The following is a 22,528-nucleotide window of genomic DNA, read 5'->3' on the forward strand; positions in this document are numbered from 1 at the left end:
CCCATGACCGAAATGCTCGAAACAATGCTCCAGCAGCTACAAGCTGGGCTCGGGGATCGCATCCGCCGCCATCGCCTCGCGCGCGGCGAGTTGACTTTGGAGCTGGTGCGCGACGATTTTCTACAGAGCTGCACCTGGTTGCGCGATGTCGCAGGCTTTGATCAACTCATCGACATATGCGGTGTCGACTACTCCGAGTACGGCGAGGGAAGTTGGGAAGGAGAGCGCTTCGCCGTGGTGTACCACCTCCTCGGCATCGCCCATCGCCGGCGCTTACGGCTGCGGGTGTTTCTCGACGAGGAGTTGCCCATCATCCCCTCGGTCAATGGGATCTGGCCGGCGGCCAACTGGTTTGAGCGGGAGGCCTTCGATCTTTTTGGTTTCCTTTTCGAGGGCCACCCCGACCTACGCCGCATCCTTACCGATTACGGCTTTGTTGGTCATCCCTTCCGTAAGGATTTCCCCTTGGTGGGTACCGTCGAGATGCGGTACGACCCCGACCAGCGGCGGGTGATCTACGAACCCACCCACACCGAGGAGCGGGTCGTGGTGCCGCGTATCGTACGCAGTGACGAGGAGGGACGCTTCAATGCCAGAAATTAGCAATTTCACCATGAATTTCGGGCCGCAGCATCCTTCCGCCCACGGCGTGTTGCGCCTCGTGCTGGAGCTCGATGGCGAGGTCATCGAACGCGCCGACCCGCATATCGGCCTGCTCCATCGTGCTACGGAAAAGCTCGCCGAGCACAAGACCTATCTCCAAAATTTGCCGTACATGGATCGCCTCGATTACGTATCCATGATGTGTAACGAACATGCCTACTGTCGCGCGGTGGAAGGCCTGCTCGGCATCGAGGTGCCGCTGCGAGCGCAGTACATTCGCACCATGTTCGATGAAATCACCCGGATTCTAAACCATTTGCTCTGGTTGGGTGCCTATGCCCTCGATGTTGGGGCGATGTCGGTCTTTCTCTATTGCTTCCGTGAGCGCGAAGATCTCATGGACGTCTACGAAGCGGTTTCCGGCGCCCGCATGCATGCCGCCTATTATCGTCCAGGTGGTGTCTATCGCGACCTGCCGGATCGTATGCCCCAGTACGAGGCCTCGCCATACCGCGATGCCAAGCGTCTCGCCGAACTCAACGCCAATCGTCAGGGTTCGGTGCTCGATTTTATCGAGGATTTTACCCGCCGCTTTCCCGGCTATGTCGACGAATACGAGACCCTGCTCACCGATAACCGTATCTGGAAGCAGCGCACCGTTGGCATTGGCGTGGTGGCGCCGGAGCGGGCCATTGCCCTTGGCTTTACCGGGCCGATGCTGCGTGCTTCCGGGGTAGCTTGGGATCTGCGGCGCACCCAACCCTATGCCGCTTACGATGCCCTCGATTTCGAGATCCCTGTCGGTAAGGAGGGTGATTGCTACGATCGTTACCTGGTGCGCGTGGCGGAGATGCGCGAGAGCAACAAGATCATCGCCCAATGCGTCGACTGGTTGCGCAAAAACCCCGGGCCGGTGATCGTCGACGACTACAAAATCGCGCCGCCGCCGCGGGAAGAGATGAAGACCAGCATGGAGGCTCTGATCCATCACTTCAAGCTCTTCTCCGAGGGGATGATCGTGCCGCCCGGGGAAATTTACGCGGCCGTAGAGGCACCCAAGGGAGAGTTTGGGATTTATCTACTCTCCGATGGCGCCAATAAGCCGTACCGGATGAAAATTCGCGCCCCTGGTTTTTCCCATCTTGCGGCCATGGACGAAATGGCCAGAGGACACATGATTGCGGATGTGGTGGCTATTTTGGCGACCATGGACATCGTCTTTGGGGAGATCGATCGATGAGTACCTGGTTGAGCGAGGCCGCCCTGGAGGAAATCGCCCGCGAGCGCCGCAAGTATCCGCCGGAGCAGGCACGCTCGGCGCTGCTCGCGGCCCTGCGCATTGCCCAGGAAGAGCATGGCTATCTACCCGAGGCCCTGATCGAACATGTGGCCGACTTACTCGGGGTGCCTGCCATCCAGGCCTTCGAAGTGGCAACCTTTTACACCATGTATGATCTACAGCCGGTGGGTAAGCACCAGTTCTGCGTCTGTGGCAGCGTCTCCTGCTTTCTCAACGGTTCCGACGCGATCCTCGCACACCTGCAACAGCGCCTGGGTATTGGTATTGGCGAAACCACGGCCGATGGCCTTTTCACCATCAAGGAGGTGGAGTGCTTGGGGGCTTGCAAGGATGCGCCCATGATGCAACTGGGTGATCGCTACATCGAAAATCTGACGCCCGAAAAAATTGATGCGCTCATTGCGCAACTGCGGCAGGAGGTCCAACGATGAGTACCGAGGAATTCGTCAACGGTGTTACGCTTCGTAATCGCGGTATCCCTGATTCCCATCGGCTGCGGGTATACCAAGAGACCGGGGGTTATCGGGCCTTGCGCAAGGTCCTGCTCGAAGGCATGACCCCAGACCAGATCATCAATGAAATGAAGACCTCCGCCCTGCGTGGGCGCGGTGGCGCCGGTTTTCCCACCGGCCTCAAGTGGAGTTTCATGCCCAAGGGGGTAACGGGCATGAAATACCTCCTCTGCAATGCCGATGAGGGCGAGCCAGGCACCTGTAAGGATCGCGACATCATGCGCTATGAGCCGCATCGTCTCATCGAGGGGATGATCATCGGCGCCTATGCCATGGGTGCACGTGCTGGTTACATCTTCATTCGAGGCGAATTCATCGAGCCCATTCGCATCGTCGAAGGTGCCTTGGCCGAGGCCTACGCGGCCGGCCTTCTCGGGGAGCGGATTTTAGGCACCGATTTTTCCTTCGACCTTTACGTCCATCGCGGTGCTGGCGCTTATATCTGTGGCGAGGAAACCGCCCTCATGGAAGCCCTCGAGGGAAAGAAAGGACAGCCGCGCTTCAAGCCTCCTTTTCCGGCCAGTTACGGCCTCTATGGGCAACCGACCACCATCAACAATGTCGAAACCTTTGCTTCGGTTCCCGATATCATCATCAACGGCGGCCAGTGGTTTCTCGACCTGGGCAAGCCCAACAACGGCGGCACCAAGATCTTCTCCGTTACTGGCCATGTGCAAAAGCCGGGTAACTTTGAGGTGCCGATGGGCACCCCCTTCCGCGACCTGCTCGCCATGGCTGGTGGTCTGCGTCCGGGGCGCAGCCTCAAGGCCGTGATTCCCGGCGGTACCAGCACGGCGATGGTGGCGGGGGAGGTGATGATGGACTGCAGCATGGACTACGACAGCATCTCCAAGGCGGGCTCTGCCCTGGGCGCCGGTTCGGTCATCGTCATTGACGATAGCGTCTGTATCGTTAGCGTGGTCGAGCGAATTTCCCGCTTTTACATGCACGAATCTTGCGGACAATGCACCCCCTGCCGCGAAGGTATGGGCTGGCTGTGGCGGGTGATGCACCGCATCGAGAATGGCCAGGGCCGAGAGTCGGATCTCGAACTGCTGCAGAACGTTGGCAGTCGCATCGAGGGACGCACCATCTGCGCCTTGGCGGACGGCGGCGTGGCGCCGGTGACCAGCTCTTTGCGCCTCTTCCCCGACGAATATCTACATCATGTGCGGCACAAGACCTGCCTCGTTGGTGGCGGTGCCCAGCGGAGGGTTGCCTGATGCCACGCCTCGAGATCGACGGGCAGGAAATCGAGGTTCCTGCCGGTACGACCCTGATGGAGGCCGCGCAGCAGCTCGGTATCTACATCCCCTTCTTTTGCTATCATCCAAAGCTCTCGGTTGCTGCCAACTGCCGCATGTGTTTGGTGGATGTGGAAAAACAGGCCAAGCCATTGCCGGCCTGTGCGACTCCGGCAAGCGATGGCATGAAGGTTGCCACCCGCTCGCGTCGCGCCAAAATGGCGCAGCAGGGGGTATTGGAATTTCTCCTCATCAATCATCCCCTGGATTGCCCGATCTGCGATCAGGGCGGTGAATGTCCCTTGCAGGACGTCACCATGGGCTATGCCAATCCCCATAGCCTGTACACCGAAGAAAAACGGGTGGTCGAAGACAAAGACATCGGTCCGCTGATTGCAACCGAAATGACCCGCTGCATCCAGTGTACCCGCTGTGTGCGCTTTGGTACCGAGATTGGCGGTATTAGTGAGCTCGGCGCTACCGGAAGGGGCGAGAAGATGACCATTGGCACCTATGTCGCCAAGGCCGTACGTTCGGAGCTCTCGGGCAACATGATCGACCTTTGTCCGGTGGGCGCCCTCACCAGCAAACCCTTCCGCTACAAGGCCCGCTCCTGGGAGCTCAAGCATAGCAGTAGCCTTTGCCCGCATTGCTCTACCGGCTGTAACACCGATGTGCAAAGCCTGGGCAAAGAAGTGCTGCGGGTCAAACCGCGCAGCAACGAGGCGGTGAACGAGGAGTGGCTCTGCGACAAGGGGCGTTTTGCCTACACCGGCCTGCAGGCAGCAGACCGCCTGCAGCAGCCCATGCTCCGGGTCAATGGCAAGTTGCAGCCGGCATCTTGGGCCGAGGCCTTGGATCTTGCCAGTTCTGCCCTGCAGCAGGTCATCGGCAAGCACGGACCAGATGCCGTGAGTGGTATCATCTCGCCGTCTGCCAGCAATGAGGAGCTCTACTTATTTCAAGCCTTGCTGCGCAGTCTTGGGGTGCGCGCCATCGATCATCGACTGCGGCAGACGGATTTCCGCGCCGATCCGGCCATGCCTCTCTATCCGGCCCTCAACATGAGCCTCGAGCAACTGGAAAGTGAAGCCTTTGTGTTGCTCTGCCATGCCTACCCGCGGGAGCAACAGCCCCTTACCAATCATCGCCTGCGCAAGGCAGCACGGGCGGGAGCGCAGATTTGGGCCATAGACGGCGCCAAGCGCGAATTCAACTATCCCCTGCGGCAAATTTGCGCCCCTGCGGGTGCCGATCTTGCCCTATACCGCGGGCTCGTAGCCATTTTACGCGATGGCGAGCAGACGCAGGACGTCGAACTCCGGGCGTTGGCAACGGCCCTACAGCAGGCCAGCAAGCCCCTTTTCATGCTCGGAAACGGTCTGCTGCAGCATCCCCAGGCTGCCGAATTGCTGGCCGCAATTGCATCCCTCGTGGCTTTGGTAGACGGGCGGATTTCCTGGCTTGCCGAGGCGGCCAACAGTGCCGGGGCTTGGCTACTCGGTTGTGTGGCGAGTCGCAAAATTGGCGGGGCACTGGTAATTGATGCCCCGGATCTTTGGTCTGGCAAGAAGGCCTTTGTGCTCTACGGGGTCGAGCCGGAAGCCGACGCCATGGATGCCTTGCGTGCGCGTGCGGCTCTCGATGCCGCCGACTGTGTGATCAGCATTGCGAGCTTTTTGGGCGAAGCCGAAGAATATGCCGATATCGTCCTACCACTTGCCAGTTGGGCCGAAAGCAGCGGCAGCTTCTTTAACAATGAAGGGCGCTTGCAGGAGTATCGGGCGGCCGTGCGCCCGGCGGGAGAATCGCGTCCAGGCTGGAAGATCCTGCGCGTATTGGCGGATCATCTCGAGGTGCCAGGGCTGGACTTTGACGATCTGCAGGCGGTACAGGCGGCCTGGCAGGGGGCGCTTGGCGAATTTCCCCTCGATGTACCGGGTCTGGGCACCTTCCCCGAACTGCAGCCAAGCCGCATGGTAGCCGAGGCGGGATACCGGTTGCTGGGCGACTGGGGCATTTATCGGCAGGACCCCTTGGTGCGGCGCGCCCCGCCCCTGGCCGAGGAGGCGCAAGCCCGCGTGCATCCCGACACCCTGGCCGAACTCGGCATTACCGGGTCGACCCTCGAGGTGCTCGGTGGGAATGGTGCGCGGGTGCAATTGCCGGTGCTCGTCGATGCCGGCATTCCGCGCGCTGCCCTCTGGGTCAATTTTGGCCATCCCGAGACGCAGGCCCTGGGTGGGGTGGGCCGCGTCGTCCATCTCCAGCAGCCCTCCTTACGGGCACGGGCGTAGAGGAGCGGCTATGCACGAGTTACTCACAGCGCCTTGGTGGCCGCCAGTTTGGGCCCTGATCAAGATCATCTTCGTCCTCGTTCCCCTCTTGCTTGGCGTAGCGTATCTGACCCTCGCCGAGCGCAAGGTCATTGGCTACATTCAGATTCGCATTGGGCCCAACCGAGTCGGTTTTCGTGGCGTGCTGCAGCCAATTGCCGACGCCTTGAAGCTGCTCTTCAAGGAAGTGCTGATTCCTGCCAATGCCAATCGTTTTCTTTTTCTGGCGGCGCCCGTGCTGGCTTTTGTGCCGGCGATGCTGGTGTGGGCGGCAGTACCTTTCGGTCCGGATGTTGCCATCAGCAACATGAATGCTGGGCTGCTCTATGTGTTGGCAATTGCTGGCCTTGGCGTGTACGGCATCATCATTGCTGGCTGGGCCTCCAACTCCAAGTATGCCTTTTTGGGAGCAATGCGCGCCGCGGCGCAGTTGGTGGCCTACGAAATCGCCATGGGCTTTGCCTTGGTTGGGGTGCTCATGCTGGCGCAGACCCTCAACCTCAGTAAGATCGTCGAGGCCCAGGCAGGCTCCGGTTTTTGGTCTTGGTACTGGCTGCCGCTCTTCCCTTTCTTTTTGGTGTATTTCATTTCTGGCGTGGCGGAGACCAACCGTGCGCCCTTTGATGTAGCCGAGGGCGAATCGGAGATAGTTGCCGGTTTTCATGTCGAGTATTCCGGCATGGGCTTTGCCCTGTTTTTCCTTGCCGAATACGCCAACATGATCTTCGTTTCGATACTGACCACGGTGCTCTTCCTTGGCGGTTGGTATCCGCCGTTTCAGATTGCTCCCTTTACCTGGGTTCCGGGCTTGGTTTGGTTGTTGCTAAAAACTGCCTTCCTGCTGTACGTCTTCCTTTGGATCCGCGCCACCTTCCCCCGCTATCGCTATGACCAGATCATGCGACTGGGCTGGAAGGTCTTCATTCCCATCACCATTGCCTGGATCGTGGTCGTGGGTGTCGCCCTTGAGACCCCCCTGCGGGCCGTACTGCGCTGAGGAGATTGTCATGGCCAGTCCCGTCACACGTTGGTTTCGGTCTTTCTTTTTGCTCGAGCTGCTGCGCGGAATGCAGCTGACCGGTCGCTACTTTTTCGCGCGCAAGTTCACGGTGCAGTACCCCGAGGAAACGACTCCGCAATCGCCGCGTTTTCGCGGCCTGCACGCCCTGCGTCGCTATGAGAATGGCGAAGAGCGCTGCATTGCCTGTAAACTCTGTGAGGCAATCTGCCCCGCCCTGGCAATTACCATCGAAAGCGAGGAGCGCAGCGATGGCACTCGGCGCACCAGTCGCTATGACATCGATCTCAGTAAGTGTATCTTCTGCGGGCTTTGCGAGGAGTCGTGTCCGGTCGATTCCATTGTCGAGACGCGAGTCCTGAGCTACCACGCCGAAAATCGCAGCGAATTGCTCTACAATAAGATTCGCTTGCTCGGTAATGGCGACCGTCTGGAGCCCGAACTGGCACGCGACCGACAGGCCGATAGCGCCTACCGTTGAGAGAGAAAGTAAACCACCATGTTGCTCACCACCACGCTCCTTTTTTACGTTTTCTCGGCAGTGCTGTTGTTGTCGGCACTGCTGGTGATTACCGCGCGTAACCCGGTATATTCTGCCCTCTATTTGGTGCTGGCATTCTTCAATGCTGCGGCGCTTTTCTTACTGTTGGGTGCGGAATTTTTGGGTCTGATTCTGATTTTGGTCTACGTTGGTGCGGTAATGGTGCTTTTCCTCTTTGTCGTGATGATGCTCGACATCAACCTAACGCGCTTGAAAGAGGGCTTTTTGCGGTATTTGCCGCTGGGTTTGGCGGTGGCCATCGTTGGCGTATTGGAAATGGTGTCGGTTTTTTGGGTGGCACCCTTGGGTCGGGTGCCGGCGCCCGGCCCCATTCCGGCCGATGCCGACAACACCCGTGCCCTCGGGCAGCTACTCTATACCCACTATCTATATCCCTTCGAGATTGCGGCGGTAATCCTCCTGGTAGCGATCATTGCCGCCATTGCCCTGACCTTGCGCCGCCGGCCCGATACCAAATCGCAAGCGGTGGGTCGGCAGGTGGCGGTGGCCGTCAAGGATCGTTTGCGTATGGTCGACCTACGAGGACCGCGGCAATGACGGCACCGAATCTGTCGCAGTGGCTGATTTTGGGGGCTTTGCTCTTTTCCATCGGGGTGGTGGGGATTTTTCTCAATCGCAAGAATGTCATCATTCTGCTCATGGCGATCGAAATCCTGCTACTCGCCGTCAACATCAATTTTGTCGCCTTTTCGCGCTATCTGGGCAATTTGGAAGGGCAGATCTTCGTGTTTTTTGTGCTTACGGTTGCCGCCGCAGAGGCTGCCATCGGTCTGGCGATCCTCGTGGTCTATTTCCGTAATCGCCGCAGTATCAATGTAGAAGACATCGACGAGTTACGGGGTTGAACATGGAGATCTTTGCTTGGCTGCATAGTCTGCCGCCCATTTGGGTCTATTTGCTCATTCCTCTGGCTCCCCTGGCGGGTGCCTTGGTCGCCGGTTTTGGGGGATGGGCCCTGCGCGAGCGGGCACATTGGGCACCTATTTTGGGTGTTGCTTTTGCCCTCTATCTATCGATATTCGTGTTGCTCGAAGTACTCCATGGGGTCAGCTTTTACGGTAATGTCTATACATGGGCGGTGTTCGGCAATCTACCGGTACATATCGGTTTCGATATCGATAGCTTGACGGCGGTGATGCTGGTGGTAGTGACCTTCGTGTCGCTCTGCGTGCATATCTACACCATCGGCTATATGCACGGTGACCCCGGCTACGCCCGCTTCTTTAGCTACATTGCGCTTTTTACCTTCAGCATGCTGATGCTGGTCATGGCCAATAATTTTCTCCAGCTCTTTTTTGGCTGGGAAGCGGTGGGGCTGGTTTCGTATCTACTCATTGGCTTTTGGTTCACTCGTGAAAGCGCCAATCAGGCTGCCCTCAAGGCCTTTTTGGTCAACCGCGTTGGCGATTTTGGTTTTCTCATCGGTATTGCGGCGATCTATCACTACTGTGGCAGCCTCGATTACCGCACGGTCTTTGCGGCCGTGCCCGGGCTCGTCGGGCAGACGGTGACCATCCTCCCGGGGCATCGTTGGTCGGTGCTCACCTGGATTGCTTTGCTGCTCTTTATCGGTGCCATGGGGAAGTCGGCACAGGTGCCCCTGCATGTTTGGTTGCCCGAATCGATGGAAGGTCCGACCCCCATTTCGGCGCTGATCCATGCTGCCACCATGGTCACGGCGGGGATCTTCATGGTCTCGCGGATGTCGCCCATCTACGAGCAGTCGGCTACTGCCTTGAGCGTGGTATTGATCATCGGTGCCATCACCGCCCTGTTCATGGGCTTGATCGGGCTCGTGCAGAACGACATCAAACGCATCATTGCCTATTCCACCCTCTCCCAACTCGGCTATATGACCGCCGCCCTCGGTGCCTCGGCCTTCTCGGCAGCCATCTTTCATTTGATGACCCACGCCTTCTTCAAAGCATTGCTCTTCCTGGCCGCGGGTTCGGTCATCCATGCTATGGAGAATGAGCAGGATATCCGCAAAATGGGTGGTCTGCGCCGACATATGCCGATCACTTACCTGACCTTTTTGGTGGGCGCGTTGGCACTATCGGGAATTCCGCCCTTTGCCGGCTTCTTCAGTAAAGATCTGATCATCGAAGCGGTGGGCGACTCGTCGATGGTTGGCGCCCACTTCGCCTACCTGCTTTTGGTTGTCGGCGCCCTGGTGACGGCCCTGTACACCTTCCGCATGTTTTTCCTGGTTTTTCATGGCAAGCAGCGGATGGACGAGCATACGCGCGCCCATCTGCACGAGTCCCCTGGGGTGATTACCTTGCCCCTCATCGTCCTGGCCATTCCCTCTTTGCTGGCGGGCTGGTTTTTCATTGCCCCGGTTGGTCTTGGGGATTTTCTCGACAGTTCGCTGCAAATTCGGGCGCAATGGAATACCGTGGCCGAGATTGCCAGCCATTGGCAGGGAGCGGGGGTGTTTCTGCTCCACGGCCTGCAGGCCTGGCCCTTCTGGTTGGCGATCTTAGGTATTGCCTTGGCGGTCTGGTTCTACCTGTTGCACGATGGGGTACCCGCTGGACTGAGCACACTGCTTGCCCCGGCCACCTGGGTATTGCGCAAAAAATATGGTTTCGATGCCTTTAATCAATGGGTCTTTGTGCGCGGGGCGTTGCTCTTTGGTCGTCGCTTTTGGCATTGGGGCGATGAGTCCCTCATCGATGGAGCGATGGTCAACGGTAGTGCGCGTATGGTGGCGCGGGCGGCGCTTTCTTGGCGGCGCTTACAGACCGGTTATATTTATCATTATGCCTTTGTCATGATTATCGGCCTCGTTCTTTTCATGACCTATTTCATGATCTGGAGGGGCTAAACCGTGTATTCCTTTGGCATACTGAGCGCCGCAATCTGGGTGCCCATTGTGGGGGGATTCCTGGTCCTCTCCTTGGGTGATCGTGCCGGCGGCAACTTGGCGCGCTGGGCTTCGCTGCTGGTGTCCGTGGCAACCTTCGCCATCACGCTGCCGCTTTTGACGGGTTTCGATACGCAGACGGCGGCGATGCAGTTCGTAGAGCGGATACCCTGGATTCCGTCCTTCCATATCGAATATTTCTTGGGCATCGATGGGATCTCCCTGTGGTTCATTCTGCTCACCAGTTTCTTGACGGTGCTGGTGGTCATCTCTTCCTGGCGCAATGTTTCGAGCCGGCTATCGCAGTATCTAGCTGCTTTCCTGATCATGGACGGGCTGATGATTGGGGTCTTTTGCGCCCTCGACGCCATCCTCTTTTATGTTTTCTGGGAAGCGATGCTGATCCCCATGTTCCTGATCATTGGGGTCTGGGGCGGCCCGCGTCGCGTCTACGCGACCATCAAGTTCTTCTTGTACACCTTCCTCGGCTCGGTGCTGATGTTGGTGGCCTTTCTCTACCTCTATTTTCATTGTGGCGATAGTTTCAGTCTGCTGGCCTTCCAGCGCATCCCTCTGGGGGCTTCGGCACAGATTTGGATTTTCCTCGCCTTCCTCATTGCCTTTGCGGTGAAGATTCCCATGTGGCCGGTGCATACCTGGCTACCCGACGCTCACGTCGAGGCGCCCACGGGCGGTTCGGTCATCCTCGCGGCGGTCATGCTGAAGATGGGAGCCTACGGTTTTCTGCGTCTGAGTCTGCCCATCACCCCCGATGCCAGCCATCAGTTGGCGTGGTTGATGATCACCCTATCGCTCATCGCCATCGTCTACATTGCATTGATTGCCGTCGTCCAAAAAGACATGAAAAAGCTCATTGCCTATTCCTCCATTGCGCACATGGGCTATGTCACCCTGGGCTTTTTCGTCTTTACCCAGACGGCGGTAGAGGGCGCCATCATTCAAATGCTATCCCACGGTTTTGTGAGTGCGGCGATGTTTCTCTGCGTGGGAGTGCTCTATGACCGTATGCACACCCGGGAAATCGAGGCCTATGGCGGGGTCGCCAATGTAATGCCCATTTTTGCCAGCCTGATGATGCTGTTTGCCATGGGTAATGTTGGCTTGCCGGGCACTTCGGGCTTTGTTGGCGAGTTCATGGTCGTGCTGGGCACCTATCAGGCCTATCCCTGGCCGGCCATCATTGCTGCTACGGGACTGATCACTGGTGCTGCCTATACCCTCTGGCTCTTCAAGCGCGTGCTCTTTGGCGGCATCGTGCATGCTCAGGTCGCTGCCCTGAACGACCTCAATGGTCGCGAGATCCTGGTCTTGGGTAGCTTGGCGGGCCTGGTCTTGCTGCTTGGGGTATGGCCGGCACCTTTCCTCGATGTCGTCCACGTTTCGGTGGCACACCTGCTGCAGCAGGTGAGCGTCAGCAAGATTCCGAGTTGAGGAGGCAGCATGCATAACGCCTTGTCCCATTGGCCCTTCGCCATCCCGGAAATCTGGGTCTTGGTGATGGCTTGTGTGGTTTTGCTCGTCGATGTCTATGTCGGCAAGCGTCAGCGTGACCTTGCCTTTGTGCTCACGGGCTTCAGCCTGCTCGCCGCCATGGCCCTGACCTGGGCAGATCGGGGCCAGAGTGGTTTTGCCTTCTTCGGCCAGTTGCGTCTCGATCCCTTTACCAGTGTTGCCAGTTTTTTTGTCGAGCTGCTCACCCTTTTGGTCCTGCTCTACTCTCGCAAGTATCTGCTACGCCGCGGTCTCTATCGTGGCGAGGTCTTCGTGCTATTGCTCTTTGCCCTGCTCGGGGCAATGATTCTGATCTCCGGCAGCAATCTGCTGATTCTCTACTTGGGGCTGGAGCTCCTCGCCTTGAGCCAGTATGCCCTGGTTGCTTTACAGCGCGATAACCTACGTGCCACCGAGGCAGGGCTGAAATACTTCATTCTTGGCGCGCTGGCCTCTGCGCTGCTGCTCTACGGCATGTCGTTGCTCTATGGTTTGACTGGCGTCTTGAACCTTCAGCAGATTGCCGTGGCCCTGATCAATGTCGGCCCACAGAACTTTTTGCTCGTTCTTGCCGTGGTTTTCGTGGTGGCGGGCATCGCCTTCAAACTAGGGGCAGCACCCTTTCATATGTGGCTACCCGATGCCTACCAGGGAGCGCCGACGCCGGTTACCCTCTTCATGTCATCGGTGCCGAAGATCGCGATCTTTGCCCTTTTTCTGCGGATTCTTGTGGAGGGCGGTTATGGCAGCATCGAGATTTGGCGCCAGCTCTTCATTGCCCTGGTCCTCGTCTCCCTCCTGATCGGGAACGTGGTTGCCATCGCCCAAACCAATCTCAAGCGCATGCTCGCCTATTCGACAGTGGGCAACATGGGCTTTCTTGCCCTCGGTATTGTTGCTGGTACCCAAAATGGTCTGGCCAGTGCTTTCTTTTATGCCGTGGTTTACGCCTTGATGGCGGTGGCGGCCTTTGGGTTGATCGTCTACTTGAGTCGTGAGGGCTTCGAAGCGGAGGAAATCAGCGATCTGCGTGGTCTTGGCCGGAGCCGACCCTGGGCCGCCTTTCTCTTGCTCGTGATCATGTTTTCTCTGGCGGGGGTACCACCGACCATCGGTTTTTACGCCAAGCTGGCAGTGTTTCAGGCTCTCATCGAGGCGCATTTCGTGTGGTTGGCGGTATTCGGTGTCCTGATGGCGGTGGTGGGGGCGTTTTACTATCTCCGGGTGCTCAAGGTTGCCTTGTTCGATCCACCGGCGGAAGATCTGCACTATGGCGCCGATGACCCACTTGCGGCCTCGGTACTGACCGTCAACAGTGTTGCCCTTCTACTACTTGGCATCGTTCCCGGCGCCTTGTTGGCATTTTGTTTCCATGCCTTGCAGGGGGTGCTTTGATGAATCTTTCGCAGTGGGCGTTGCTATATATCGGAATCGCCTTTTTGCTCGCAAATCTGCCCTGGTTCAGCGCGCGACGCTTTTTTTTCGGAACCAGCCAGCCGCAAAAAACCTTGCCTTGGTATCTTGCCGAGTGGTTTACGCTGTACATCGTGACGGGTCTACTGGGAATGGGCATCGAGCGCATCGTTGATGGCAGCAACCATGCCCAGGGTTGGGAGTTCTATGTGATTGCCCTGTGCATGTTTGCCGTTTTCGCCATTCCGGGCTTCCTTTGGCGTTTTAACATCGTCCCGATGCTGCGCCGATCTTGACGGATGCCCATAAGTGCTGATATTTTTAAGAGATTAGGCGCGTAGCTCAGGGGGAGAGCGCTACCTTGACACGGTAGAGGTCGGCGGTTCGAAACCGCCCGTGCCTACCATACCCGCACCAGAGGGTCCGACTCGCTGGTGCTTTTTCTTTGGAGATGGCATGCCCGCAATACGTCTGCCCGATGGTTCCGTTCGCTCGTATCCCACGCCCATTACGGGTGCGGAGTTGGCCCAGGATATCGGCGCGGGCCTGGCCAAAGCGGCCTTGGCGGTGCGCATTGATGGACAGCTGCGCGATTTGAACAGCGCCATCGATCACGATGCCGAGGTGAGCATCATCACCAAGGACAGTCCCGAGGGTCTGGAAATTTTGCGCCACTCGACGGCGCATTTGCTCGCGCAGGCGGTAAAGCAGCTGTTCCCCGATGTGCAGGTAACCATCGGCCCGGTAATCGATAACGGCTTCTACTACGACTTTGCGGCGCCCAAGCCCTTTACCCCCGAAGATCTCGAAGCGATTACCGCGCGTATGCGTGCCCTAGTTGAGGCGGATCTACCGGTGACCCGCGAGGTGGTGAGTCGAGACGAGGCGATCGCCCGTTTCGGCGCCATGGGCGAGCACTATAAAGTCGAAATCATTCGCGACATCCCCGCCGAGCAGGAGCTGAGCCTCTATCATCAGGGGGATTTCGTCGACCTCTGTCGGGGGCCGCATGTGCCGCGCACGGGGGTTCTCGGTGCCTTTGCGTTGCGCAGTGTGGCCGGCGCCTATTGGCGTGGCGATTCGCGCAATCCTATGCTGCAGCGCATCTACGGTACCGCTTGGGCAACCCAGAAGGAACTGGATGCCTTTTTGCAGCAGCAGGCCGAGGCAGAGCGTCGTGATCACCGCCGCATTGGCACGGAGCTCGAACTTTTCTCGATTCAGGAAGATGCCGGTGGTGGGCTCGTCTTTTGGCATCCGCAAGGGGCACGGGTGCGCCGGGTTATTGAAGACTTCTGGCGAGCTGCCCACACGGAGGCCGGCTACGAGATGCTCTTCACCCCGCATATTGCTCACGAACAGCTGTGGTTTACCTCTGGGCACAAGGATTTCTACGCCGAATCGATGTTCGATCCGATGCAGGACGAAGGGCAGCCATACCAGCTCAAGCCCATGAACTGCCCCTTCCATATTCTGGTGTACAAGAGCAAATTGCGCTCCTATCGCGATTTGCCCATTCGTTGGGCAGAATTGGGAACGGTGTACCGCCATGAACTTTCCGGCGCCCTGCACGGACTCATGCGTGTGCGCGGTTTTACCCAAGACGACGCCCACATCTTTTGTCGCCCCGATCAGATCGAGGCAGAAATTGCCGGTGTGCTTGTGCTGACCCGCAAAATTTTGCGCACCTTTGGTTTCGAGCGCTATGAGATCAATCTTTCGACGCGGCCCGAAGGTTCGGTTGGTAGTGATGCCATCTGGGAGACGGCAACCGCCGCCCTGACCGCGGCCCTGCAGCATGCCGGCCTCGACTATCAGGTAGACGAAGGCGGTGGCGCTTTCTACGGTCCCAAGATCGACCTCAAGATCGAGGATGCCATCGGTCGTAAGTGGCAGTGCAGTACGATTCAGCTCGATTTCAATCTGCCGGAGCGCTTTGCCATGGAATATGTGGCAGAGGATGGTCGACGTGCGGTGCCTATCATGATCCACCGGGCAATTTTTGGCTCGGTAGAACGCTTTTTTGGCGTGCTCATCGAGCATTATGAAGGCAAGTTCCCCTTCTGGCTCGCCCCCACTCAGGTGGTGGTGGCGCCGATCAGCGAATTGCACGCCGACTACGCCGAAGCGGTGGCGCATCAGCTACAGGCCGAGGGCCTGCGCGTAGAAACGGACTTGAGAAGCGAGAAGATCGGCTATAAAATACGCGCCCACACTTTGCGGCGCGTTCCTTTCTTGGCCGTGGTTGGTGAGCGGGAGAAGGGCAACGGCAGTGTCAGTTTGCGGGATCGCGATGGTCGGGACTTGGGATCCCTTCCGGTAGCGACATTGGGACAGATTTTGCGGCGATTAGACACGCAGCGGCAACAGGGCTTGGAACTGGCCTAGGGGGAGGGTAGGGCGATCGCGACAGAAAAAGAGATCCGCATCAATCGGGAAATTCTCGCGGCAAAGGTACGATTGATTGGGGATACGGGAGAGCAGTTGGGTATCGTTTCCCTGCATGAGGCCTTGGCGGCAGCCGAAGAGGCGGAGCTCGACCTAGTGGAAATTGCCCCGCAAGCCGACCCCCCAGTTTGCCGAATCATGGATTACGGCAAATTCCGCTTCCAGGAGAGCAAGCGGCAGCACGAGGCGCGCAAGCGCCAAAAGCAAAGCCAGGTCAAGGAGATCAAGTTTCGTCCCCGAACGGACGATGCAGATTACCAGATCAAGCTGCGTAGTATCGTTCGATTCCTGGAGGATGGCGATCGAGCCAAGATAACCTTGCGCTTTCGCGGTCGTGAGATGAGTCACCCCGAGCTGGGCATGGAGGTGCTCAACCGGGTGGAAACGGATTTGCAGGAAATAGGTGTGGTCGAGCAGCGGCCACGTATGGAAGGGCGGCAGATGGTCATGATCATCGCCCCGAAGAAGAAATAGGAGAGGCACGATGCCGAAGATGAAGTCCAATCGCGGAGCCGCCAAGCGTTTCAAACGCACCGGCTCGGGGAAATTCAAGCACCGGCAGGCGTTCTTGAATCACATCCTCACCAAGAAAAGTACCAAGCGTAAGCGTCATTTGCGCCACACCCTGGTCACCTCGGGCAGCGACCAAGCCGCTTTGCGGCGTATGTTGCCCTACGGCTGAAGTTAGAGGAGCACCGAGATGTCAAGAGTGAAACGGGGCGTTACCGCCCACGCTCGCCACAAGAAGGTTTTGGCACGTGCCAAAGGCTTTCGCGGCCAGCGCAAGAGTAATTTCCGTATCGCCAATCAGGCGGTGATGAAGGCCCTGGTCTATGCCTACCGCGATCGGCGCGCCAAGAAGCGCGATTTCCGCAGCCTGTGGATTGTGCGCATCAATGCCGCGGCGCGTTCCGAAGGTCTCAGCTACAGTCGCTTCATCAATGGCCTGCAGCGGGCGGGTGTGAGCCTCGATCGCAAAGTCTTGGCAGATATCGCCGTGCGTGACAAGGCCGCCTTCTCTCGCCTCGTCGAAGTCGCCAAGGGTCAGCAAAGCGCTGCCTGAATTTCTGCAAGGAGGCTACGGTGGAGAATGCAGCACCCCTGGCCTCCGTCGCGGAAGTGGCGGAAGCCATCTCCCAGATTCGGCAGCTTGCCGAACTCGACCAGTTGCGCGTGCAATGGTTGGGAAAGAAAGGGTATTTGACCCAGGCCCTGCAAGCCTTGGCTGGGCTTGCCCCGGAGCAGCGCCGTGCTCGTGGTGCCGAGCTCAATCAGCAGAAAGAGGCAATCCAGCGTTTGCTGGACCAGCGCCGGCAGCAGCTGGAAGAGGAACTCCTTGCCAGCCGTCTTGCCAATGAGGCAATCGACGTTACCTTGCCCGGTCGCGACCCGGGGCGCGGGGCCCTGCATCCGGTGCGGCAGACCCTCGATTGGATCGAAGGGTATTTCTCCGCGCTCGGGTTTGAGATTGCCGACGGTCCCGAGTTGGAAGATGACTTCCATAACTTCACGGCGCTCAATATTCCTGCCGATCATCCGGCACGGGCCATGCACGATACCTTTTACCTCGAGGATGGTCGCGTCTTGCGCACCCATACTTCGCCGGTGCAGATTCGCTATTTGGAACAGCATCAACCGCCTTTGCGCATGATTGCCACCGGCCGGGTGTATCGCCGCGACTCGGATCTGACCCATACCCCCATGTTTCATCAAGTCGAGGGCCTATATCTCGACGAGTCGGCGACTTTTGCCGATCTGCGAGGTCTTCTGGCAGATTTTCTGCAGCAGTTTTTTGCACGTAGCGATCTGCCGGTGCGCTTTCGCCCCTCCTACTTTCCTTTCACCGAACCCTCTGCGGAAGTCGACGTGGGTTGTGTGATTTGCAACGGTAAGGGGTGCCGGGTTTGCAAAGATACCGGTTGGTTGGAGGTCCTTGGCTGCGGGATGGTGCATCCGGCGGTACTCGATATGGCAAGGGTCGATCAGGAGCGTTTTACCGGTTTTGCCTTTGGCCTGGGGGTGGAGCGCCTGACCATGCTGCGTCATGGCATTACTGACCTGCGCCTCTTCTTTGAAAACGATCTGCGCTTTTTGCGCCAGTTCGCCTAGGAGAGTCCATGCGCGTGCCCTTGGAGTGGTTGCAGGAATTTTTGGAAACGGATTGGTCGGTAGCGCGTCTTGCCGATACCCTGAGCATGAGTGGCTTGGAGGTAGAGGCCGTCGAGCCTGCTGCTCCCGATTTTAGCGGCGTGGTGGTTGGGGAGGTGCGCCGGGTATGGGGGCATCCCGCCGCCGACAAGTTGCGGGTGGCGGAAGTGGTGATTGGCGCTGATGCCACCCGGCAAATCGTTTGCGGTGCTGCCAACCTGCGTGTGGGGCAGAAGGTGGCTGCCGCTTTGGCGGGCGCGCGGCTGCCTGGCATGGAAATCAGTAATGCCGAATTGCGGGGAGTGGCTTCGCAAGGAATGCTCTGCTCGGCCAAAGAACTGGGTATGGAGGATGGCAGCGCCGGCATCCTCGAACTCGACGCCGACAGTCCTGTGGGTACGGATCTGCGGGCATATCTCAAGCTCGACGATCCGGTCCTTACTTTGGGCATTACTCCGAACCGCGGCGATGCCCTCTCCATCCTCGGGGTGGCCAGGGATCTTGCCGCCCGCGGGGCAGGTCGTTTTCTGCCTCCTGTTTTCCCCCAGGCACCCTGGTCGCCGGCTGGCGCCGATGCCAGCCTTGGCAATGGCTTCCCGCTGCGGATTGCCGCGGATGCGCAGGAGGCCTGCGGTACGTACTCCGCTCTCTTACTCACCCATCTGCCAGAGCGCTTGCCGGATCTCTGGCGAGAGCGTTTGCGCCGTACCGAACAAAAATGCATCTCGCCTCTGGTCGATTATCTGAATGTCTGGATGTTTGCCCTTGGGCAACCCATGCATGCCTTCGATGCGGATACCCTACAGGGAGGCATCGAGGTGCGCTGGGCGCGGGCAGGTGAAGTCCTCGATGCCCTCGACGGCCGCGATCTTCCCTTGGCCCCAGACATGTTGGTGATTGCCGACCAGCAGGGCCCGGTAGCCTTGGCCGGAATCATTGGTGGCCGGCGCACGGCGGTATCGGCGCAGACGCAGCGAGTGCTCCTCGAGGCCGCCTATTTTTCCGCCGCGGCAGTGCAGGGGCGGGCGCGGCGCTTGGGGCTGCATACCGAAGCGGCGCAGCGCTATGAGCGCGGCGTAGATTTTCGCCTCGCCTTGCCCGCTGCCCTGGCGCTGCAGGCCTCTTGCGCGATGCGACGGGAGGCCGGCGTGACCCTTTCCGGTTCCTTGCCGGACCTACCGCAAATTCTTCTGCGCCGGCAACGGATTGCCCGTATTCTCGGTTACGAGCTTGCTGCCGATACCATACCGGCCCGGTTGCAGGCCCTCGGTTGCCATTTGCAGGAGCAGGATGGCGATTGGCGCGTTAGTCCTCCCAGTCACCGCTATGATCTACGCATCGAGGCCGACCTGATTGAAGAGCTTGGCCGACTCAGTGGCTATGAGAATTTACCCAGCCGCCGCCCGCAGGCGGTATTGCGACCCTTGGCAACGACCATGGCCCGCTTGCGGCAGGACCTGCTGAAGGCTCTCATCGCTCGCGATTATCACGAGATCATCACCTATAGCTTCGTTGCCGAGGAGCTTCAGGCATTATTTTCTCCTGGGGTGCTTACGCCACGTTTGCAGAATCCCATCTCTGCCGATTTGGCGGTAATGCGGGCGAGCCTGTGGCCAGGTCTGCTGCAAACCCTGCGCTTCAATGCCAACCGGCAGCAAGAACGTCTGCGCTTTTTTGAGTTCGGTCGCGTTTTTGCCGACCAGAAGCAGCAGATGCAGCTTGCGGGAGTGCTTTGGGGGCCGCGTCTGCGCGAGTCCTGGGTCGACGCGCCGCGAGATAGCGATTTTTACGATCTCAAGGGTGATGTCGAGGCGCTGCTCAGCCTCTGGCCGGAGCGGGAATTTCGCTTTGCGCGAGTGGAGGATCCGGCTCTGCATCCCGGTCAGAGTGCGCAAATTCTTTGGCAAGATCGCTGCGTCGGGCGCCTGGGGGCCTTGCATCCGCGGCTGCTGGAGCACTTTGGTTTGGGATCGGCACCGTGGCTCTTTTCGTTGGATGTAGAGCTTTTGCTGACGCCGAAGTCCGTGCCCTTGTTCCGGCCGTTATCGCCCTTTCCGCTGGTGCAGCGCGATTTGGCGCTGGCGGTGCCAGAGGCGCTCGAGGCTGGGCGGATCTTGGAAATCCTTGCCGCGGCAGGCTCGCAACTGGTGCAAGAAATTCGTATTTTTGATCGTTACCGCGGGGATAAGGTGCCGACCGGGCACTATGGATTGGGCCTACGCTTGCTGTTTCAGGCGCAAACCAGCACCCTTTTGGAGGCTCAGGTACAGGAAGAGGTGGAACGGCTCCTGCAGTTTCTGCAGGCACAGGTTCCCGTGGCGTTGCGCGTATAGGGGTGGAAGATGGCAGTCACTAAAGCAGAAATCGTCGATATGCTCTTTTCGACAATGGGTCTGAACAAGCGCGAAGCAAAGGCAATCGTGGAATCGTTCTTTGACGGTATCCGCGAGACCTTGGCCCGGGGCGAGGAAGTGAAGCTCTCCGGATTTGGAAATTTTTCTCTGCGCGAAAAGAATCCGCGCCCAGGAAGAAATCCGAAAACCGGGGTGGAAATTACTATCACTGCGCGTCGAGTGGTTACCTTTCATCCCAGTCAAAAACTCAAGGCGCACGTAAATGGCGATGGAGTCGGGGAATAGGGCAAAGGCGGGCAAGGCCCTGGCCGCCCTGCCCGAGATCCCGGAAAAGCAATATTTTTCCATCAGCGAAGCGGCGGAGCTTTGCGGAGTGAAGGCGCATGTGTTGCGCTATTGGGAGCAAGAATTTCCGCAACTGAAGCCAGTCAAGCGGCGCGGTAATCGTCGCTACTATCAAAAACACGATCTTCTGCTGGTGCGGCAGATTCGCAGCCTGTTGTACGGCGAAGGTTTTACCATTCATGGTGCCCGGGAGCGGATCGGTCAACGGCCTGGGCCGAGCGAGCTGGAAATCAGCAGCCAACTGCTCCTCGATATCGATAATGGAGCGTCCGTCGATTCCCGCCAACAAACCTGGGCGCAACGTTTGCTCTTTCTGCGCCAAGAAGTGGAAGCGCTGCGGCGCCTTTGCGCGGGGCAGCGCGATTGACCGAAGAGATAGATCTGCGTAGTATGGCGGCTCTTGCGGGGCGTAGCGCAGCCTGGTAGCGCACCTGAATGGGGTTCAGGTGGTCGGAGGTTCAAATCCTCTCGCCCCGACCAATCTCGAAGTCAATCAATCTTGAAGTAATGACGGGAGATTGCCCGACGAGGCGTTATCTCGCTTGTCTATCTTGAGATGCTTTTGCCCAGCGGCGGGGAATTCCGGCGAGCCAGATACCGGCGGCGCTGCGCCAGAGCGGGTCGGGGTCGTTGTTGTTGCGGCGCTGGGTTTCGATGATTCGCCCGGTCTCTCCCGCGGCATCGAGGGTATCCTGCAAGTAGCCGCGCAGGACCGGGTGACCGCCGAGCTCTACGAAGACATTGCCATAGGCTAGACTCGCCTGTGCCGCTTGCGCGAAGCGCACGGGCGAGCGGATGTTTTGCCACCAGTACTCGGCGTCCAACTCGGTGCCGTCGATGACGGTGCCGCGCACCACCGAGAGGAAGGGTACTTGCGCCGGTTGTGGCTGGAGATCGGCGAGAGCCTTCAGAAGCTGCGGCCGAATGGGATCCACACCGGCGCTATGAAAGGGGTAGTCGATGGGCAGCCGCTTATAGGCGGTGCCCCGTTTGCGCAGCCATGTTTCGAGGACGCTCAGGGCTTCGGTCGGGCCAACGACGGTACAGCCCTTGGGACTATTCCAGGCAGCAATCTCGAGGACGTCTGCAACACCGCATTCCCGAATCCAGACTTGGGTCTCATCACCGCTGCCGACAACTGCGGTCATTTGCCCCTGCCCGCGGGTCTGGGCTTGCAGTTCGCTGCGATGGAAGATCACCCGCACCGCCTCTGCGAGGCTCAAGCTGCCGCAGGCCCAGGCGGCTGCCACTTCGCCGACACTGTGCGCGAGTACCGCCGCTGGCTCGATGCCCTGTCCACGCAGGTACTCCGTCATCCCCACCTGCAGGGCGAAGAGAGCGGGCTGGGCGTATTCCGTAGCGGCATAGCGTTGCTCATCGTCGAGCACGCCTGCCAGGTCATCAGCCAGGCGGTAGCCCGCCAAGGGCATAAAGTGTTCGTCGATGCGCTTGATGCTAGTGGTAAAGAGCGGCTCATTGAGCAGCGCCTTTCCCATGCCTGGCCATTGGCAGCCATTGCCTGAATAGACGAAGACTGGTCCGCGGGCAATGGCAAGGCGGCTGGCGCGGGGGAAGGGGGATGCTTCTGGCGCCGCGATAAACTCCTGTAGGGCCGCGCGTAATTCTGCACTGTTGCTGGCACGCAGGAGCACGCCCTCGCGTAGCTGTGGACGGCGGAAGTTGGCTTGGTAAATGCGGACGTAATCGACGTCGTCCGCACCTTCCAAGGCGGCAGCAAGATCGGCCGCACTCTGGCGCAGAGCGCTGGAAGTCTCGGCGCTGAGGAGTATTGGTAGAATGGAAAGTTGATCGTTCTTCATGCTGTGGTGGAAATGAAAGAGGCTACTGGAGGATATGTGAACGA

22 protein-coding genes and 2 tRNA genes are annotated in these 22,528 nt (G+C 58.8%); 23 read left to right on the forward strand and 1 reads right to left on the reverse strand.

Annotated elements, in window-relative coordinates:
- The first annotated feature begins 3 nt into the window (after nt 1-3).
- From RTI30_RS00060 to RTI30_RS00170, 23 genes are all read left to right on the forward strand, one after another.
- A complete protein-coding gene (locus tag RTI30_RS00060; protein WP_312262144.1) occupies nt 4-603 on the forward strand; it encodes an NADH-quinone oxidoreductase subunit C in 600 nt (199 codons plus the stop codon).
- Nucleotides 590-1,843, forward strand: coding sequence for an NADH-quinone oxidoreductase subunit D (locus RTI30_RS00065; protein WP_312262145.1), 1,254 nt, complete (start codon nt 590-592; stop codon nt 1,841-1,843). The genes RTI30_RS00060 and RTI30_RS00065 overlap by 14 nt, the downstream gene beginning before the upstream one ends.
- Complete coding sequence (nuoE, locus tag RTI30_RS00070; protein WP_312262146.1) at nt 1,840-2,334, forward strand: NADH-quinone oxidoreductase subunit NuoE; 495 nt, start codon at nt 1,840-1,842, stop codon at nt 2,332-2,334. The genes RTI30_RS00065 and nuoE overlap by 4 nt, the downstream gene beginning before the upstream one ends.
- A complete protein-coding gene (nuoF, locus tag RTI30_RS00075) occupies nt 2,331-3,638 on the forward strand; it encodes an NADH-quinone oxidoreductase subunit NuoF (protein WP_312262147.1) in 1,308 nt (435 codons plus the stop codon). The genes nuoE and nuoF overlap by 4 nt, the downstream gene beginning before the upstream one ends.
- The gene (gene nuoG / locus RTI30_RS00080) at nt 3,638-5,956 is read left to right on the forward strand and encodes an NADH-quinone oxidoreductase subunit NuoG (protein WP_312262148.1); all 2,319 of its coding nucleotides are present in this window, start codon (nt 3,638-3,640) and stop codon (nt 5,954-5,956) included. The genes nuoF and nuoG overlap by 1 nt, the downstream gene beginning before the upstream one ends.
- A gap of 10 nt (nt 5,957-5,966) precedes the next feature.
- Nucleotides 5,967-6,992, forward strand: coding sequence for an NADH-quinone oxidoreductase subunit NuoH (gene nuoH, locus RTI30_RS00085; RefSeq protein ID WP_312262149.1), 1,026 nt, complete (start codon nt 5,967-5,969; stop codon nt 6,990-6,992).
- Between the two features lie 10 nt (nt 6,993-7,002).
- The gene (gene nuoI / locus RTI30_RS00090) at nt 7,003-7,494 is read left to right on the forward strand and encodes an NADH-quinone oxidoreductase subunit NuoI (protein ID WP_312262150.1); all 492 of its coding nucleotides are present in this window, start codon (nt 7,003-7,005) and stop codon (nt 7,492-7,494) included.
- 18 nt (nt 7,495-7,512) lie between these two features.
- On the forward strand, nt 7,513-8,112 hold the full coding sequence (locus tag RTI30_RS00095) for an NADH-quinone oxidoreductase subunit J (RefSeq protein ID WP_312262151.1): 600 nt from the start codon (nt 7,513-7,515) through the stop codon (nt 8,110-8,112).
- Nucleotides 8,109-8,420 (forward strand): NADH-quinone oxidoreductase subunit NuoK, encoded by a 312-nt coding sequence (gene nuoK, locus RTI30_RS00100; RefSeq protein WP_312262152.1) that lies wholly within the window; start codon nt 8,109-8,111, stop codon nt 8,418-8,420. The genes RTI30_RS00095 and nuoK overlap by 4 nt, the downstream gene beginning before the upstream one ends.
- Nucleotides 8,421-8,422: 2 nt before the next feature.
- Entirely contained in the window at nt 8,423-10,405 is a 1,983-nt protein-coding gene (gene nuoL, locus RTI30_RS00105) for an NADH-quinone oxidoreductase subunit L (RefSeq protein WP_312262153.1), read from the forward strand.
- Between the two features lie 3 nt (nt 10,406-10,408).
- Nucleotides 10,409-11,896, forward strand: a complete 1,488-nt coding sequence (locus tag RTI30_RS00110; RefSeq protein WP_312262154.1) for an NADH-quinone oxidoreductase subunit M — start codon at nt 10,409-10,411, stop codon at nt 11,894-11,896.
- Between the two features lie 9 nt (nt 11,897-11,905).
- Entirely contained in the window at nt 11,906-13,351 is a 1,446-nt protein-coding gene (gene nuoN / locus RTI30_RS00115) for an NADH-quinone oxidoreductase subunit NuoN (protein ID WP_312262155.1), read from the forward strand.
- Nucleotides 13,351-13,665, forward strand: coding sequence for a DUF2818 family protein (locus tag RTI30_RS00120; protein WP_312262157.1), 315 nt, complete (start codon nt 13,351-13,353; stop codon nt 13,663-13,665). The genes nuoN and RTI30_RS00120 overlap by 1 nt, the downstream gene beginning before the upstream one ends.
- Nucleotides 13,666-13,700: 35 nt before the next feature.
- Nucleotides 13,701-13,775 (forward strand) — tRNA-Val (locus RTI30_RS00125).
- Nucleotides 13,776-13,825: 50 nt separating this feature from the next.
- Nucleotides 13,826-15,757, forward strand: a complete 1,932-nt coding sequence (gene thrS, locus RTI30_RS00130; RefSeq protein WP_312262159.1) for a threonine--tRNA ligase — start codon at nt 13,826-13,828, stop codon at nt 15,755-15,757.
- A 15-nt stretch (nt 15,758-15,772) separates the two neighbouring features.
- The gene (infC, locus tag RTI30_RS00135) at nt 15,773-16,291 is read left to right on the forward strand and encodes a translation initiation factor IF-3 (protein ID WP_312274646.1); all 519 of its coding nucleotides are present in this window, start codon (nt 15,773-15,775) and stop codon (nt 16,289-16,291) included.
- 10 nt (nt 16,292-16,301) lie between these two features.
- Nucleotides 16,302-16,499, forward strand: a complete 198-nt coding sequence (gene rpmI, locus RTI30_RS00140) for a 50S ribosomal protein L35 (RefSeq protein WP_312262161.1) — start codon at nt 16,302-16,304, stop codon at nt 16,497-16,499.
- An 18-nt stretch (nt 16,500-16,517) separates the two neighbouring features.
- On the forward strand, nt 16,518-16,880 hold the full coding sequence (gene rplT / locus RTI30_RS00145) for a 50S ribosomal protein L20 (RefSeq protein WP_312262163.1): 363 nt from the start codon (nt 16,518-16,520) through the stop codon (nt 16,878-16,880).
- A gap of 20 nt (nt 16,881-16,900) precedes the next feature.
- Complete coding sequence (gene pheS, locus RTI30_RS00150) at nt 16,901-17,926, forward strand: phenylalanine--tRNA ligase subunit alpha (protein ID WP_409449667.1); 1,026 nt, start codon at nt 16,901-16,903, stop codon at nt 17,924-17,926.
- A gap of 8 nt (nt 17,927-17,934) precedes the next feature.
- On the forward strand, nt 17,935-20,298 hold the full coding sequence (gene pheT, locus RTI30_RS00155) for a phenylalanine--tRNA ligase subunit beta (RefSeq protein ID WP_312262165.1): 2,364 nt from the start codon (nt 17,935-17,937) through the stop codon (nt 20,296-20,298).
- Nucleotides 20,299-20,307: 9 nt separating this feature from the next.
- The gene (locus tag RTI30_RS00160; protein WP_312262167.1) at nt 20,308-20,604 is read left to right on the forward strand and encodes an integration host factor subunit alpha; all 297 of its coding nucleotides are present in this window, start codon (nt 20,308-20,310) and stop codon (nt 20,602-20,604) included.
- Nucleotides 20,588-21,031, forward strand: a complete 444-nt coding sequence (locus tag RTI30_RS00165; protein WP_409449668.1) for a MerR family transcriptional regulator — start codon at nt 20,588-20,590, stop codon at nt 21,029-21,031. The genes RTI30_RS00160 and RTI30_RS00165 overlap by 17 nt, the downstream gene beginning before the upstream one ends.
- A gap of 36 nt (nt 21,032-21,067) precedes the next feature.
- Nucleotides 21,068-21,144, forward strand: a tRNA-Pro gene (locus RTI30_RS00170).
- Nucleotides 21,145-21,197: 53 nt separating this feature from the next.
- On the opposite strand, the gene RTI30_RS00175 is transcribed toward RTI30_RS00170, so the two are convergent.
- Nucleotides 21,198-22,484 carry an acyltransferase domain-containing protein gene (locus tag RTI30_RS00175; protein ID WP_312262171.1) on the reverse strand — a complete coding sequence of 429 codons (1,287 nt, stop codon included), beginning with the start codon at nt 22,482-22,484 and terminating at the stop codon, nt 21,198-21,200.
- Nucleotides 22,485-22,528: the final 44 nt, after the last annotated feature.

This window comes from Candidatus Igneacidithiobacillus taiwanensis, assembly GCF_031962545.1.
Lineage (GTDB): Bacteria > Pseudomonadota > Gammaproteobacteria > Acidithiobacillales > Acidithiobacillaceae > Igneacidithiobacillus > Igneacidithiobacillus taiwanensis.